Genomic DNA, 14,414 nt, shown 5'->3' on the forward strand with positions numbered 1-14,414 from the left:
TAGCGAAGGAACCCGAGCCTGCGAGGGCCGAACGTAGGAGCAAGCCTTTTGGGTTACCTTTTTGGCGTCTGAAAAAGGTGACTCGCCGTAAGGGCGAAACCGCCAGCCGCGACACCGCAAAAAACGGATATTCACCCAAACCAACCAAAGCTTGGTCGGCCTAAAGGCCGCCAAGCCTTGAAAACCCCCACAACTGTCAAAAACGATCCGCCACCCGCTTGTACGCATAATCCGGCTCCCGATACTTGCCCGGCTTCTGCCGTTTCGGCAACTCGACCTTGTCGCGCTCAACCTCCTCATAGGGGATGCGACTGAGCAGATCAGTGATGATGTTCAGCCGTGCACGACGTTTGTCATTGGAGTCGGCAACCCTCCACGGCGCCCAATCGGTGTCGGTATGCTTGAACATCTCGTCCCGCGCCCGTGAGTAGTCATACCAGCGACTGTAGGATTTCAGATCCATGGGTGTCAGTTTCCAGGTCTTGCGCCCGTCATTGATTCGCGCTTCGAGCCGGCGGGTCTGTTCCTCCGGACTGACCTCAAGCCAGTACTTGAGCAGGATCACCCCCGAATCGACGATGGCGTTCTCCACCCAAGGGATCGACTTGAGAAACTTGTCAGCCTGTTCTTCCGTGCAAAAGCCCATGACCCGTTCGACGCCGGCGCGGTTGTACCAACTGCGGTCGAAAATCACCACCTCACCGCCCGCCGGCAGATGCGGCAGGTAGCGCTGCACATGCATCTGGCTCTTTTCGCGATCGGTTGGCGCCGGCAGTGCCATTACCCGGAAAACCCGTGGGCTGACGCGTTCCGTGATCGCCTTGATCACCCCGCCCTTGCCTGCACCGTCGCGGCCTTCGAAAACAATACACACCTTGACACCTTTGGCGATGACCCACTCCTGCAGCTTGACCAGTTCAACGTGGAGCTTGCGCAGCTGTTGCAGATAGTCCTTGTTTTTCAAGCGTGGACGTTCGATTGCCTTTGCAGGTTTCTTCTTGTCTTTCGCCATGAACCTGTCCTCGCGCTTCAACAGCCCGCTGAATTTGTTTATTGACCCGATGGCCCTGATCCGTGAGGTTAGTTCACGCCCGATTGTTTGCCATCGTCGGGCAAAAAAGCCCTGTCGCCATGTGTTTCCTGGGTTTGTTCCGACGTCGCACTGTTCATTGCCCGATCCCCTGTTTGCTGGAGTTTTTTCGATGCCGTCGTCCAAATCATTGCCCACTGCCCTGCTCGGTCTGGCCCTGGCCTGCCCGGTGATGGCCGAGACCCAAGGTCTGGAGCTGGGGCAAGTGCTGATTTCGGCAGATGAGCGCAGTGGCAACGATGCAGCGGTCGAAGAAGCGCGGCAACGCCTTGAGCAGGTTCCCGGCGGCGCCGACGTGGTCGACATGCGCCAGCCGTTGCAGGGCCGCGTTGCCAGCAATCAGGATGTGCTCGCCTATCAGCCGGGGGTGTATGCGCAGTCGGCGGGCAACGAAGGCGTAAAGATTTCCATCCGTGGTTCAGGCATCAACCGCGCACCCGGTGCCCACGCCTCGGGGCTGTACACGATGCTGGATGGCTTGCCCCTCACCGGCCCCGGCGGCACGCCGTATGAATTGCTCGAGCCGTTGTGGGTCGATCATGTCGAAGTGCTGCGCGGCGCCAACGGTTTCGATCGCGGCGCGCTGGCGCTGGGCGGCGCTATCGATTACGTCAGCCACACCGGTTACACCGCGCCGAAACTGCAAGTGCGTTACGCCACCGGCAGCCATGGCTATCAGCAGCGCCAGGTCAGCTCCGGGCAAGTGCTGGGCGATTTCGATTACTACGTGTCGCTGACCGATGCCAATGCCGACGGCTATCAGGACCACACCGCCAGCGAGAGCAAAGGCCTGATCGCCAACTTCGGCTACCGCTTCAACCCAAATCTGGAAACCCGCTTCTATTTCCGCTATCGCGAGACTGACAACGACCTCGCCGGTCGCGTGACCAAGCATTCCATCGAACACAGCCCACGGGCAGCCAACCCGGCGTATGTGGCCCGCGATGACAGCCGCAAGCAGCCCGGCAGCACGTTCATCGGCAACAAGACCACGTTCTACCTCGATGACGATTCGAGCATCCAGACCGGCCTCGCCTACCACGACTACCCGATGGATCTGCGCGAAGGCCCCAACAGGCTGAAGGTGGCATATACCGACGTCAGCGGCACCTTCGACTACAAACGCCGCGACACCCTGTTCGGCATGGAAAGCCGCAGCAATGTCGGCCTGCGCGTGACCAAGCACCTGCCCAACGACGGCGCCAGCGAGTTCGTGCGCATCCCGAGTGGCAACACCGCCAGCTACGCCCCGGGCACGCGGATGCGTAATTTCACCTATCAGGGTTCGGATACCGTGCTGCATTTCGGTAACGACCTGGAAATTGCCGACGACCTCTGGCTGACCACCGGCCTCGCCGCGATCTACACCCGCCGCGAAAGCGCCGTGACCTATCCGCAGGGCGGCGGCAAAACCAGTCTCAGCGACTGGGACTATGCACCGCGCATCGGCCTGCGCTATCAGATCACCCCGGACGTGCAAGTGTTCGGCAACCTCAGCCGCTCCGTCGAAGCACCGCACCCGTGGTCGCTGATCTACAGCTCCAACGTGCGCTTCCCTGCCGGCAACGGCGCCGCCACCGGCACCCAGCGCGACCCGGTCGAACTGCAAAACCAGACTGCAACCACTCTGGAAATCGGTGGCCGTGGCGACAGCCATTTGGGCGAATGGAGCCTGGCCTGGTACTACGCGCAAGTTCGTCACGAACTGCTCTCGGTACTGCCGGACGCCAACGCCGTCACGCCCTACGAACTCAACGCCAGCCCGACCGTGCACCAAGGCATCGAGGCCAGCCTCAACAGCAAACTCTGGACCGCCGCCGACGGCCGCCAGCTGAGCTTGCGCCAGGCCTACACCTTCAGCGACTTCCACTACCGCGACGACGAACGCTTCGGCGACAACCGCCTGCCGGGCCTGCCGATGCATTATTACCAGGGCGAACTGCGTTACGACTGGCCGCAGGGTTTCTTCGCCGCCGTGAACACACAATTGGTGTCCAAAGTTGCCGTGGACTACGCCAACAGCTACTACGCCGACCCTTACGCCCTGTTCGGCGCCACCCTGGGCTACAACGCGCCGAAGGGCGACTGGCAAGGCTGGGTCGACATGCGCAACCTGACCGGCAAGCGTTATGCGGCAACGGTCACGCCGGGGTATGACGACAAAGGTCTGGATGCTGCGCGGTCGACTCCGGGTGAAGGGATGGGGGTTTATGTTGGGGTTTCGTGGAGTTTGTTGTGAGGCCTGTTGGCTGTAGACGGACAACTCCAGCCAATCTGCACTACGCTGGCTAGCGATATGAGACAGCTTGCGGAAGGTTCGCTCAATGACAGTCTGCTGCCCTGATTGTGGGTTCACCACCGATAACCTTCCGCCCACGCATAAATGCCCTGAGTGCGGAGAGTTTTCCCACGATTGGTTGATTTACGACTGGGAAGAATTTGTTGCGATCAAACGTCGGCACATCAAGTACAACGTCGCGATTCTTGGGGGATTGCTGATCAATGTGCTTCTGGCCCTCGCGCTTCAGTCCAGCAATGCTTTCCAGTGGTTTCTGACGCTATTGGCGATACCGGCGATAATCAGCTGCCTTCGTTGTCGCAGACGATTACGGGCGAGGTCAGCGTATAAAGGCCACGAAGTTGGAGTTTTTTTTCCGTGGTTTAGCGGGTTGGGTGGTCTTTAACGGCTGTGCAATAAGGAGCTCTTGCCAGCTCGACGTCCTCTTGCAGTACGAATCCGAAACGCAACAAGCGGTAGCAAGCCCTTCAAGGAAGATGTAGATGCGCGAACGCAAAGCAGCACGATTATTGGTCATAAGTCCCTCGCAAGAAGTTCTGCTTTTCAGATTCATCCATGAAAACGGCGCCTTGGCCGGCAGAAATTACTGGGCAACCCCAGGCGGCGGCCTTGAGGCCGGTGAGACATTCCATGACGCTGCAATACGTGAGTTGCGTGAGGAAACCGGTATTGAGGTCCTCACGGTTGACGGACCTGTAGCGCACCGTGATTTTTCCATGCTATTACCCAGCGGCGAAACTGTACTCGCGGTCGAACAATATTTCGTCGCGCATACGCCAAGCGAGCGGCTATCCAGAGCTGGCTGGACTCAGGAAGAAACCGAGGTCATGGCCGATCATCGTTGGTGGTCCGCTGAATCGCTACGAGGCACCGACGATCAGATATGGCCCGAGAGGCTGGATGAAATGCTGGTGAATGCAGGCATCTTCGAGTCGGTCAGGTAATCATCGCTCTCCACTGAAAATAACGGACTGACCTCATGGATACTTCCCAAGAAAACCCATTGGAAACATCGCTCCGACTCGCCGACGAACCCGCGCATCGCCCTGAGTTCTATCGAACCCTCCTGGACTCGACCGTCTACATCCTCGGCACCGCCGGTGCGGCGCAAGGCCATGTCAATCTCGAAGCCGGCAGCAACATCAGCATCGCTCATTGGCAGAAGCCCGATGGCACGCCGGTCATTCCGTTCTTCTCCTCGCTGCCAACGCTGCAACAATCCATCGACAGCGAGCAGAGCTATGTGGAGATACCCGCCCGATCATTGTTCGAAATCACGCTGGGCGCGCTGCTTTTTCTGAATCCGAAGTCGCCGTACGGCAAGGAATTTCTTCCGGCGGAAGTGCAACGCCTGCTCTCAGGCGAAATCGGCCGGCCCGCCACGCAGCGTACCGTGGAAAAAGAAACCAACGTCTTGCTTGGACAGCCTTCGGACTACCCATCGACGATGGTCCATTCGCTCTCGCAATTGCTGGCCAAACACGCCAATGTGAAACGCGCATTCCTGGCGCTGATGCACGACCCCTCGATTGATGAAAAACCGCACTTGATCGTCGGCATCGAAGCGGATGGCGATATCGAACAGGTCATGCGCGAAGCCGGCAATGTCGCTGCGGACACAGCCCCCGATGGCGGACCAGTTGATTTTTGCCGCGTGCTGACGGGACAAGCCGGGCTGAGTGATTACTTCCTCAGGGAGACCAAACCGTTCTACGAACGCAAGTCACCGAGCAGGCTGCGTTCGTTATTTGGCTTTGGTTGACACGCCTGCATGCCGCTTGATCAGCAGGCCAGTGGTCGATTCTGATGAGCGTAACCTTGGATTCTCTCAACCCGCCCTCATAACAGTGGGTATCCCCACATCGTCTCGAGAGGAAGCACACACCATGACCACTCAAACCGAAACTGCCATTCTCGCCGGCGGCTGCTTCTGGGGCATGCAGGATCTGTTGCGCCGCTATCCGGGTGTGCTGAAAACCCGCGTCGGCTATACCGGCGGCGATGTCCCGAATGCGACCTATCGCAACCACGGCAACCACGCCGAAGCCATCGAGATTGAATTCGATCCGGCGGTAATCAGCTACCGGCAGATCCTCGAGTTCTTCTTCCAGATCCACGACCCGAGCACGCCCAACCGTCAAGGCAACGATCTTGGCCCGAGCTACCGGTCGGCGATCTACTACCTCAACGACGAGCAGCGTGCCGTCGCCGAAGACACCGCTGCCGATGTCGACGCCTCGAAGCTGTGGCCGGGCCGTGTGGTAACCGAAATCGAACCGGCCGGGCCGTTCTGGGAAGCGGAACCCGAGCATCAGGATTACCTGGAGCGGATTCCGAATGGCTACACTTGCCATTTCATCCGGCCTAACTGGAAACTGCCGAAGCGCGGTTGAAGAAACTGCTGGCGGGGTTCAATGCCCCGCCACCACCGAAGCTTCTACAGAGCGCGGGCCCGACTTGAAACCGTGGGCCCGGGCACCCCAGGCAATGGCGAAGGCGATAGCGACCAGTGCCAGCATGGCCCACGGAAATGAGGCAACGCCCCACTGATCGAGCAGCACGCCGCCGACGACACCGCTGCCAGCGATCGCGCTGTTCCACGCCACTACATTCAACGACAAGGCGACATCCGCTCCGTTGCCCGCCGCGTCAGCCAGCGCCGTTTGCAACAGCGTCGCCGCGCCGCCGAACGTCAAACCCCATACCGCCACGCCGAGATAAATCACCTCTGGGTTGCGTCCGCCAAAACCCAGCGCCACGCAGACCGCGGCAAAGGTCGCCAAACTCAGCAGAACAGTCGAGCGCAGCAGCGGCTCGACCAGCTTCGCCGTCAGCCATATCCCGACCAGCGCGGCGATGCCGAAGATCAACAACACCACATCCACCCGCTCGGCCATGCCCGCCGGCGCCACGAACGGAGCGATATAGGTGTAGAGAATGTTGTGCGCCAGCATCCAGCTGATCACCACTGCAAGCACAGGACGCACGCCCGGGGTAGTCAAGACTTTGCTCAGCGATAGGCGTTGATGGGCCGGCTGCGGCGGGTAGTCGGGCACTTTCACCAGCACCCAGACGATCAGTACCAAGGTCAGCGCCGACATCAGGCCGAATGTAGTGCGCCAACCGACCAGCCCACCGAGCCACGTACCCAGAGGCACGCCCAGCGACAGCGCAATCGGTGTGCCGACCATCGCCAGTGCCAACGCCTTGCCCTGCTGTTCGGGCTCAACCATGCGTCGCGCATAGCCGGCCAACAGACTCCATGCCAAACCCGCTGCAACCCCGGCGAAGAACCGCGCGACCAGCGTAACGCCGTAGTGCGACGACAGCGCGGTAATCGAATTGAACAGCAGGAAACCGACAATCGTCAGCAGCAGCACGTTGCGGCGCCGCCAGCCCCGGGTGGCGATGGTCATCGGGATCACCGCCAGTACGGAACCCAATGCGTACGCGGTAACCATTTGCCCGGCCATGGACGGCGAAATCGCCAGGCCTTCACTGATCAACGGCAACAGGCCCGCCGGCAGGGTTTCGGTGACGATGCAGATGAAGCCAGTCATGGCCAGCGCCAGCAAAGCGCCGATGGGCAGACCTTTTGGCGTAGCCGTTAACGTGATTGAAGGTGTCACTGGAAGCTCCTCGAAAAACCGACTCAGATTTAAATACCGATCGATCTAGATCCTGAGGGTGCATGCGCAGCGTTGTCAATAATTTCTGTATCGACTAGTCTTTATATTAAATCAATGAGGAGTCAGGTCATGGCGAGAACCGGTCGCCCCCGTCAGTTTGATCGCGACGACGCCGTCGATCAGGCTTTGCAACTGTTCTGGCAACACGGCTACGACGCGACATCGCTGGCCCAATTGAAGGCAGGCCTGGGTGGCGGTATCTCTGCACCTAGCTTCTACGCCGCGTTCGGTTCCAAGGAAGCGTTGTTCGATGAATGCGTGCAGCGTTATTTAACCACCTATGCGCAAGTCACCGAGTGCCTGTGGGACGACAGCCTGCCACCACGCCAGGCGATCGAGACCGCTTTGCGCCAGTCGGCACGCATGCAGTGCGACGACACACACCCCAAGGGCTGCATGGTTACCCTCGGCGTCATGAGCGCACCGAGCCCGGAAACCGCCCACGTGGCGCAAGCCCTGACCCACTCAAGGCAGCGCACCCGTGCCGGCATTCAAGCCTGCGTCGAACGCGCTGTGAATGCCGACGAGCTGGCCAGCGGCACAAGTGCGGCGGCGATGGCGACGGTATTCGACAGTTTCCTGCAGGGCATATCCATCCTCGCCAGAGACAACACCGCGCTGGATAACATTGATGCTGCTATCACTCAGGTCATGCAAACCTGGGACATTGCCGTCACGCGTAAGGCGGATTGATCAAATCACAAATGCACCGGTGCCACCGGCGCCGAACCCGGCTCCGGCACATCGACATTGACCTTCAGTGCAATCAGCAGCGCGGCCAGCAACATCAGAATTCCAGCCGCTACAAACACGCCATTGATACCGCTGAAACTGAACACCGAACCGCCGGCGGCGGCGCCTGCGGCAATCGCCGACTGCACCGATGCGACCACCATGCCGCCTGCGCTTTCGGCCTGATCGGGTATCGAGCGCGCCACCCAGTTCGACCATGCGACCGGCACGCCACCAAAGGCCATCCCCCACAGCGCCAAGAGCAACGCCTGCCCGTTGACCGAGGCCGGTAACCCGACCAACGCCAGAGCAACAACGCCCACCAACACTGGCATCAGCACCAACGTTGCCCTTGGATTGCGCTGCAACAGCCAGCCGGCGAACAGCGTGCCGGCAAAGTTCGCCACGCCGAAACCAAGGAGCATCAGTGCCAGCATCTGCGGGCCGACGCCGGTGGTGCTTTCCAGAAATGGCCTGATATAGGTGAACAACGCGAAATGGCCGGTATGCACCAATACACAGCCGAACATGCCGACGGCAATGCCCGGTCGCAGCAACACCTCAAGCACCGTACGCAGGCGTGACGGACGATGCGGCGCCAGACTGGGTAGCGTGAACATCTGAAAGACCAGCGTCACCACGCCCACCGCTGCTGCTGCGAAAAACGCACTGCGCCAACCAAACTGGCCGCCGAGATAGCTGCCCAACGGCACCGCCACCACGGTACCTACGGCGATCCCGCTGAAGATGATCGACAACGCGCGGGGCAGCAGCGCCGCCGGCACCAGGCGCATCGCCACGGCCGCCGCCATGCTCCAGAATCCGCCCAGAGCTATGCCCAAAAGGATGCGCATGATCAGCAACACTGCGAGGCTGGACGACAACGCCACCAGCAGATTCGAGGCGATCATCAGTGCCGAGAAACCGAGCAAGACCAGGCGCCGATCAAGACTGCGCGTCAATCCAGGTACGAGCAATCCGGCAAAGAGCGCCACCACTGCGGTCACCGTCACCGCTTGCCCGGCCAGCGCTTCGCTGACGCCGAGATCGAGCGCCATCGGCGTCAGCAGGCTGGCCGGCAGATATTCCGCCGTGAGCAGACCAAACACGCCCATCGCCAGTGAAAACACCGCCATCCACGCAGGCACCAGCGGCTCCCCGTCAGTTCGCCCATCACCTACACGTTCATTCATTTCAAGACTCCCTCGGACATTTCGAGAGGGCAGTCTATTGGCGACAACCCGGATGATCTATGATGCGCAGTCTTGAACTTTTGATCGAAACCCCGAACATGAGCAGCACCGATCCCTTTTCACTGTCATCAGACCTGATCACTGAATTGCTGCGCAGCATGCGTTTGCGTGGCGTGCAATATCGTCGGATCCACGCTGGTCCGCCGTATGGTCTGGGTTTCAGCGACAAGCCCGGCCATGCGTATTTCCACTTCGTCGCCGCTGGATCGACGGTATTGCGACTGGAGGACGGCAGCCTGTACGAGTTGTCAGCAGGCAATGCGGTATTCATTGCCCATGGTGCACCGCACCAGTTGCTGTCACACGCCGGAGCTGAAGTGCAGGACATTGACAGCGCCGTCGCCGCACCGCTCGGCGACACGGTCTGCGCGGTGCAGGTCGGACACAGCGCCGATTCGCCCGACAGCGCCCTGCTTTTTAGTGGCTGTATGGAGTTCGAACTCGGCAGCCTGCAAGGCCTCGGTCGGCTGATGCCGGGTCTTATGCTGATCGACACTGGCGGCCAGCGTTATCCGGGACTTATGCCAATCCTTGCGACCATGGAACGCGAAGTCAGCGCAGCGCGCATTGGCTTCGCCGGCATTCTCGCGCGCCTTGCGGACGTAGTGGCGGCAATGATTGTTCGTGGCTGGGTCGAATGCGCTTGCGGCAATGCCTCCGGTCTCGTCGCCGCCCTGCGTGATCCTCGCCTGGCGCAGGCCTTGCTGGCCCTGCACCAACAACCGGGGCGCGACTGGAGCGTCGCCGAACTCGCAACGCTGTGCAACACCTCACGCTCGGTCTTCGCCGAACGTTTCCAGACCACCCTCGGCACCCCGCCGCTGCGCTACGCCACCGAACTGCGCATGCGCCTGGCCAGTCAGTGGCTGACCCTGGAAAGACTGCCGATCGAAGAAGTGGCGCAGCGCTTGGGCTACACCTCCCAAGCGGCGTTCAGTCGTGCGTTCAAGCGGATAACAGGAAGCTCACCGGGAGCGAGTCGGCGCCAGCGCGCACTATAAGAATTGCATTAACAGAGCGGCAATGAATCCGAGCCGCCCTCACCGCTGGATTTTGTCCAGCCCCGCGCCCACCCGCTCAGCAGCCTGCAAATCCCCACGCGCCTCCAACTCCTGCGCCGCTTGCCGCAACTGCTCAACCGTCAATCCCACATTCAGACTGATCTTCAAATGCGACTCCAGCTGTGATTCCACCCCAGCCATCGCTGCCAGCGCACCAACAGTTGCCAGTTCCCGATCCGTCCATGTCAGGTTGTCGCGGGCGAAGATGTCGCCGAACAAGTGCACTTTCAGAAACTGATCGATCGCCGGGGCGAATTCGAAAAGGGGGCCGGACACTGGCGCACCGACCAGACGAGTCTGATTGTCGGTGCCGAGTTCGGTGAGCGCATATCCCGACGGAACCGGACCCGGCTCGCGTCCCGGCACGTCTTCGATGCCCCGCGCGGCGCGTTCCTGCAAAACCTTCATCAGCAATGACAAGGCGTTGAGGCTGCGCGGGAAGCCGGCGTAGGCGTACAGCTGCACCAGAATTTCCTTGGTCTCGCTGATGCTCAGCCCGGCATCGAGACCACGATTGAGTGCGTCGTGCAAACGCGGCATGTCGCCTATTGCAGCGTTGGCGGCAATCGGGGCGATCGCCAGTTGTTCAGGCGTCAGAGGCTGTTCTTTCATGATCGGTTTCTCCGGTGATCGGGAAGGATTGGCGCAGAGGGGATTCACGCAGGCTGCACTGGCAAGGACCGCGCAGCCGAGGGCGACGATGCGCAGGAGACGCCCTTGATTTAACGATTTCTGGTTCATCAATGACTCTCCTCACTCATGCAGAGTGAACGTCACCCGCACATCGCCGCGCCCCAAGACTTCGGCCAAGTCCTGCGGGCGGTCGATGCGACCAAGACGCGAATAGCGGTAGGACGAATCGAAGGTTTTATAGAAGACCACCAACGTATCGTCGCCATACAAAAGGAAATCGCCGCTGTGGATCGTGCCCGGCCGGTAGGGCTGGGTGGGCAATGGCGGCTGCACGGTGGCGTATTTTTCATTGCCGTGCAGGTCGGTCATTTCCAGGCTCAGCGGCAATCGCGTGAGCAATTGCCGCGTACTCGGGTTGTCCTCCAGAGCAATGGCAAAACGCTGTTCTCCGACTGTCATCCACATCGTGCTGGCCTCCAAAGCGGTCGGTGCAGACAGAGCAACGGGCAGCCATGCCATCAGTACGAATCCCTTCCAGCCGTTGGCAAAAGTCCGCATCGCTTTGCTCCGTCGCGTTGAAAGTTACTTCAGGTTGCTCTTGAAGAACTGCGTCAGCTTGGCAAAAGGAATCAGCTCGACCCGGTCGTACAGATCGACATGGCCGGCATTCGGCACGATCACCAGTTCTTTCGGCTGCCCCGCCAACCGGAACGCCTCTTCGCTGAACTCACGGGAGTGCGCGTCGGCACCGGCAATAAACAACATCGGGCGCGGCGAGATGCTCTCGATATCGACGAACGGATAGAAGTTCATGAACTTGGTGTTGCTGCTCAGCGTCGGACGCGTGGTCTGTTGCGGCGTCGAGTTGGCCGGGGTGAATTCGCCGCGCGGGGTGCGGTAGAAATCGAAGAATTCACGCTGGATCGGATGGGTGTCGGCTTTCAGTTCCAGCACCGTGCCGCCGGTGTATGCGACCTTGCCGCCAGTGAACTCGGCGTAACGCTGCTCGGCCGCTTGCGCAATGATCTGCTTGCGCTGCGCAAGGCTTTGCGAGTGCTTGAGGCCATCACGGTTGGCCGCGCCCATGTCGTACATGCTGACGGTGGCGATGGCTTTCATGCGTGGGTCGATTTTCGCCGCGCTGATGACGAAGCTGCCGCTACCGCAGATGCCCAACACGCCGATGCGCTCGCGGTCGATGAATGGCCGTGTGCCGAGGTAATCGACAGCCGCGCTGAAGTCTTCGGCATACATGTCCGGCAACACCGCGTTGCGCGGCGCGCCCTCGCTTTCGCCCCAGAACGACAGATCCAGCGACAGGGTGACAAAGCCCTGCTCCGCCAGTTTCTGCGCATACAGATTGGCGCTCTGCTCCTTTACCGCGCCCATCGGATGGCCAACGATAATCGCCGCGCTGCGCGCTGCCGGGTCGAGTCCTTTGGGCACAAACAGGTTGCCGACCACGGTGAGTTGATATTGGTTTTTGAAGCTGACCTTCTGCACGGTCACCTTGTCGCTCTTGAAGAAATTGTCGGCACCGTGGGACATGTCAGCTCCGAATGCAGTAAATGAACTCAGGAGAAACCCGAGCAGTATGAACAGTCGTTTCATGGGGGGCGTCCTTGATCGAGAAACCAGGCGAGGCCGGGATGGAGGTATTGTTGCGCAGGCTTTAGGCTTTGATTAGCTAATGAGTGCTTAATGCGGTTATAAACACTGCTAATCAATAAACCTGAGCATTGCGCCATGGCCAAACCCAATTTCAACGACCTGCTTGCCTTCGTCACGGTTGCCCGCAGCGGCAGCTTCACCCGCGCGGCGGTGCAACTGGGAGTGACGCAATCGGCGGTGAGCCAGGTAGTCTCGGCGCTGGAAGCGCGTCTGAAAATTCGCCTGCTGACCCGCACCACACGCAGCGTGTCACTGACGGCGGCCGGCGAACGTTTGCTGCACACCGTGGGTCATCGTTTCGATGAAATCGAAGCCGAGCTGGACGCGCTGACCGAGTTGCGCGACAAGCCTGCCGGTACGGTGCGCATCACCTGCGGCGACAACATCATCAAGACCACTCTGCTGCCCAAGCTGACGCCACTATTGCTGCAATACCCGGACATCAAGCTCGAGTTCGATATCAACTACGGTTTCCGTGACATCGTTGCCGACCGCTTCGATGCCGGCGTGCGTTTCAGCGATACCGTCGCCCAGGACATGATCGCCGTACCGATCGGCCCGCCGCTGCGCATGGCCGTGGTCGCTTCGCCCGGCTACTTTGCCCGGCATCCCGCCCCGCAACATCCGCGCGATCTGGCGGCACACCGTTGCATCGACATCCGTTTTCCGACCTACGACGGTGTCGATGCCTGGGAATTCGAGCGGCAGGGCAAAAAGCTGAAAGTGCGGGTCGACGGCCAACTGGTGTTCAACTCCACCGTGCACATCGCCGACGCCGCTGTGAACGGGTTAGGGATTGCCTACCTGCCTGAAGACGAGTTCGGTGCGCATCTGGCCGAAGGACGTTTGGTCAGAGTGCTGGAAGACTGGTGCGAACCGTTTGGTGGCTTCCACCTCTACTACCCCAGCCGCCGCCAACCATCGCCGGCGTTTTCACTGGTGGTGGATGCGTTGCGCGTGGATCCAGCCCCGTTGTAGGAGCGGGCCAGTTCGCGATAGCGTCGGCACATCCAATAGAGTAAGTGCCTGACCCAGCGCTTTCGCGAGCAGGCTCGCTCCCACAGGTTTTTGCGTCAGCTCCCGGAAATCATCGATTCACAAATCCATTGTGGGAGCGAGCCTGCTCGCGAAGGCGCCAGACCAGCCACATCATCTCTGCATGCCACCCCGCGCGCGCCTCACAACTTCGACACGTCCCCGGTCGCCTCGGCAATCGTCGCCAAGGTTTCCTCCATGCTGGCGATGTCTTCTTGCAGCTTTTGAAACACCAGATCCAACGACTCGGGGGCGTCCACGGTCTGATGGCCACGCAGCGACTCGACGCTGGCGCTCTCCACGTGCTGGAGAATGTCGACACTTTCTCGCAGTGCCAACAGCTGATCGAAGATCGCGGCAATCTGCGCCTGACTGCGGGTGCTCATTATTTCCACCCGAGCCTGGCAATGACTTCACGGCGATACGGCGTGTCGATCTGCGCCGGCACCTGTTCGATATAGTCGCGCGCTTGTTCGTGCGCCGCGCCGCTCAACCCGGCCAGATAAGAAACTGCGTCGTCGACATTCGGTACCAGGCCTTCAATGTTCTTGAATCTGCCGGGCAGCGCCGTCCAGATCACCGCATCGAGTTGCCGAGGAATTGCCCACTCAGCGAGCATGCCCATCGCCGAGGTACCGACGGTGAAACTGCCGATGCCATCCTCCCTGCCCTCCGGCACGCCTTCTCGAATACGCAGGAGTTCACGGGCCTGATCGAGATCGGTCACGTCCAGGACCGACCACAGCACTTTGCACGGCGGCGCGTTCGCGCTTATGGCTGTAGTCAACTCGCCAGTGTCACTGACGCGAACGAAGTCGATCGGTACCTGCGGCCCGTCGGCAAACCACTCGCTGGCCAGCGGCAAGCCGTCCGGTTTCCAGATCAGTGAGCCCCATCCCAGACATGCAATGACCATAAATCAGACCCTTCTGAAGAAACGATGAACATAGA

At 60.3% G+C, this 14,414-nt stretch carries 15 protein-coding genes; 7 read left to right on the forward strand and 8 right to left on the reverse strand.

Translation table 11 applies throughout. The annotated features are described in order from the left end of the window. Nucleotides 1-196 precede the first annotated feature (196 nt). Complete coding sequence (gene ppk2, locus ACYSTU_RS26080; RefSeq protein ID WP_499002518.1) at nt 197-1,012, reverse strand: polyphosphate kinase 2; 816 nt, start codon at nt 1,010-1,012, stop codon at nt 197-199. Nucleotides 1,013-1,202: 190 nt separating this feature from the next. Between ppk2 and ACYSTU_RS26085 the strand changes: the two genes are divergently transcribed. The 4 genes from ACYSTU_RS26085 (at nt 1,203) to msrA (ending at nt 5,782) form a co-directional block, all read left to right on the forward strand. After that, nucleotides 1,203-3,329: a TonB-dependent receptor family protein gene (locus ACYSTU_RS26085; protein WP_499002520.1), complete on the forward strand. Its 2,127-nt coding sequence runs from the start codon at nt 1,203-1,205 to the stop codon at nt 3,327-3,329. 542 nt (nt 3,330-3,871) lie between these two features. Further along, on the forward strand, nt 3,872-4,333 hold the full coding sequence (locus ACYSTU_RS26090; RefSeq protein WP_122507041.1) for an NUDIX hydrolase: 462 nt from the start codon (nt 3,872-3,874) through the stop codon (nt 4,331-4,333). Between the two features lie 35 nt (nt 4,334-4,368). Beyond that, entirely contained in the window at nt 4,369-5,151 is a 783-nt protein-coding gene (gene sseB, locus ACYSTU_RS26095; protein ID WP_499002524.1) for an enhanced serine sensitivity protein SseB, read from the forward strand. Nucleotides 5,152-5,275: 124 nt separating this feature from the next. Then, nucleotides 5,276-5,782, forward strand: coding sequence for a peptide-methionine (S)-S-oxide reductase MsrA (gene msrA / locus ACYSTU_RS26100; protein WP_016774420.1), 507 nt, complete (start codon nt 5,276-5,278; stop codon nt 5,780-5,782). Between the two features lie 18 nt (nt 5,783-5,800). Here the strand turns inward: msrA and ACYSTU_RS26105 are convergent, their stop codons facing one another. Further along, nucleotides 5,801-7,018 carry an MFS transporter gene (locus tag ACYSTU_RS26105; RefSeq protein WP_016774419.1) on the reverse strand — a complete coding sequence of 406 codons (1,218 nt, stop codon included), beginning with the start codon at nt 7,016-7,018 and terminating at the stop codon, nt 5,801-5,803. Between the two features lie 129 nt (nt 7,019-7,147). On the opposite strand from ACYSTU_RS26105, the gene ACYSTU_RS26110 reads away from it, so the two are divergent. Then, on the forward strand, nt 7,148-7,771 hold the full coding sequence (locus ACYSTU_RS26110) for a TetR/AcrR family transcriptional regulator (RefSeq protein WP_016774418.1): 624 nt from the start codon (nt 7,148-7,150) through the stop codon (nt 7,769-7,771). Between the two features lie 5 nt (nt 7,772-7,776). On the opposite strand, the gene ACYSTU_RS26115 is transcribed toward ACYSTU_RS26110, so the two are convergent. Further along, on the reverse strand, nt 7,777-9,003 hold the full coding sequence (locus ACYSTU_RS26115) for an MFS transporter (RefSeq protein WP_125916063.1): 1,227 nt from the start codon (nt 9,001-9,003) through the stop codon (nt 7,777-7,779). Nucleotides 9,004-9,065: 62 nt separating this feature from the next. Here ACYSTU_RS26115 and ACYSTU_RS26120 point away from each other — a divergent pair, with 62 nt between their 5' ends. Beyond that, nucleotides 9,066-10,064: a cupin domain-containing protein gene (locus tag ACYSTU_RS26120; RefSeq protein WP_499002597.1), complete on the forward strand. Its 999-nt coding sequence runs from the start codon at nt 9,066-9,068 to the stop codon at nt 10,062-10,064. Between the two features lie 39 nt (nt 10,065-10,103). Here the strand turns inward: ACYSTU_RS26120 and ACYSTU_RS26125 are convergent, their stop codons facing one another. The 3 genes from ACYSTU_RS26125 to ACYSTU_RS26135 form a co-directional block, all read right to left on the reverse strand. Further along, a complete protein-coding gene (locus ACYSTU_RS26125) occupies nt 10,104-10,736 on the reverse strand; it encodes a carboxymuconolactone decarboxylase family protein (protein ID WP_499002529.1) in 633 nt (210 codons plus the stop codon). Between the two features lie 141 nt (nt 10,737-10,877). Beyond that, a complete protein-coding gene (locus tag ACYSTU_RS26130; protein ID WP_499002531.1) occupies nt 10,878-11,315 on the reverse strand; it encodes a cyclophilin-like fold protein in 438 nt (145 codons plus the stop codon). Nucleotides 11,316-11,339: 24 nt separating this feature from the next. Then, nucleotides 11,340-12,368, reverse strand: coding sequence for an alpha/beta hydrolase (locus tag ACYSTU_RS26135; RefSeq protein ID WP_499002534.1), 1,029 nt, complete (start codon nt 12,366-12,368; stop codon nt 11,340-11,342). 135 nt (nt 12,369-12,503) lie between these two features. Between ACYSTU_RS26135 and ACYSTU_RS26140 the strand changes: the two genes are divergently transcribed. After that, nucleotides 12,504-13,406 (forward strand): LysR family transcriptional regulator, encoded by a 903-nt coding sequence (locus tag ACYSTU_RS26140; RefSeq protein ID WP_324175413.1) that lies wholly within the window; start codon nt 12,504-12,506, stop codon nt 13,404-13,406. A gap of 200 nt (nt 13,407-13,606) precedes the next feature. Here ACYSTU_RS26140 and ACYSTU_RS26145 read toward each other — a convergent pair whose 3' ends face one another. Together ACYSTU_RS26145 and ACYSTU_RS26150 are read right to left on the reverse strand one after the other, a co-directional pair. Further along, nucleotides 13,607-13,849, reverse strand: coding sequence for a hypothetical protein (locus tag ACYSTU_RS26145; protein ID WP_016774412.1), 243 nt, complete (start codon nt 13,847-13,849; stop codon nt 13,607-13,609). Then, nucleotides 13,849-14,379, reverse strand: coding sequence for a hypothetical protein (locus tag ACYSTU_RS26150; protein WP_499002536.1), 531 nt, complete (start codon nt 14,377-14,379; stop codon nt 13,849-13,851). Before ACYSTU_RS26150 ends, ACYSTU_RS26145 begins: the two co-directional genes overlap by 1 nt. Nucleotides 14,380-14,414 lie beyond the last annotated feature (35 nt).

The organism is Pseudomonas glycinis (genome assembly GCF_054871425.1).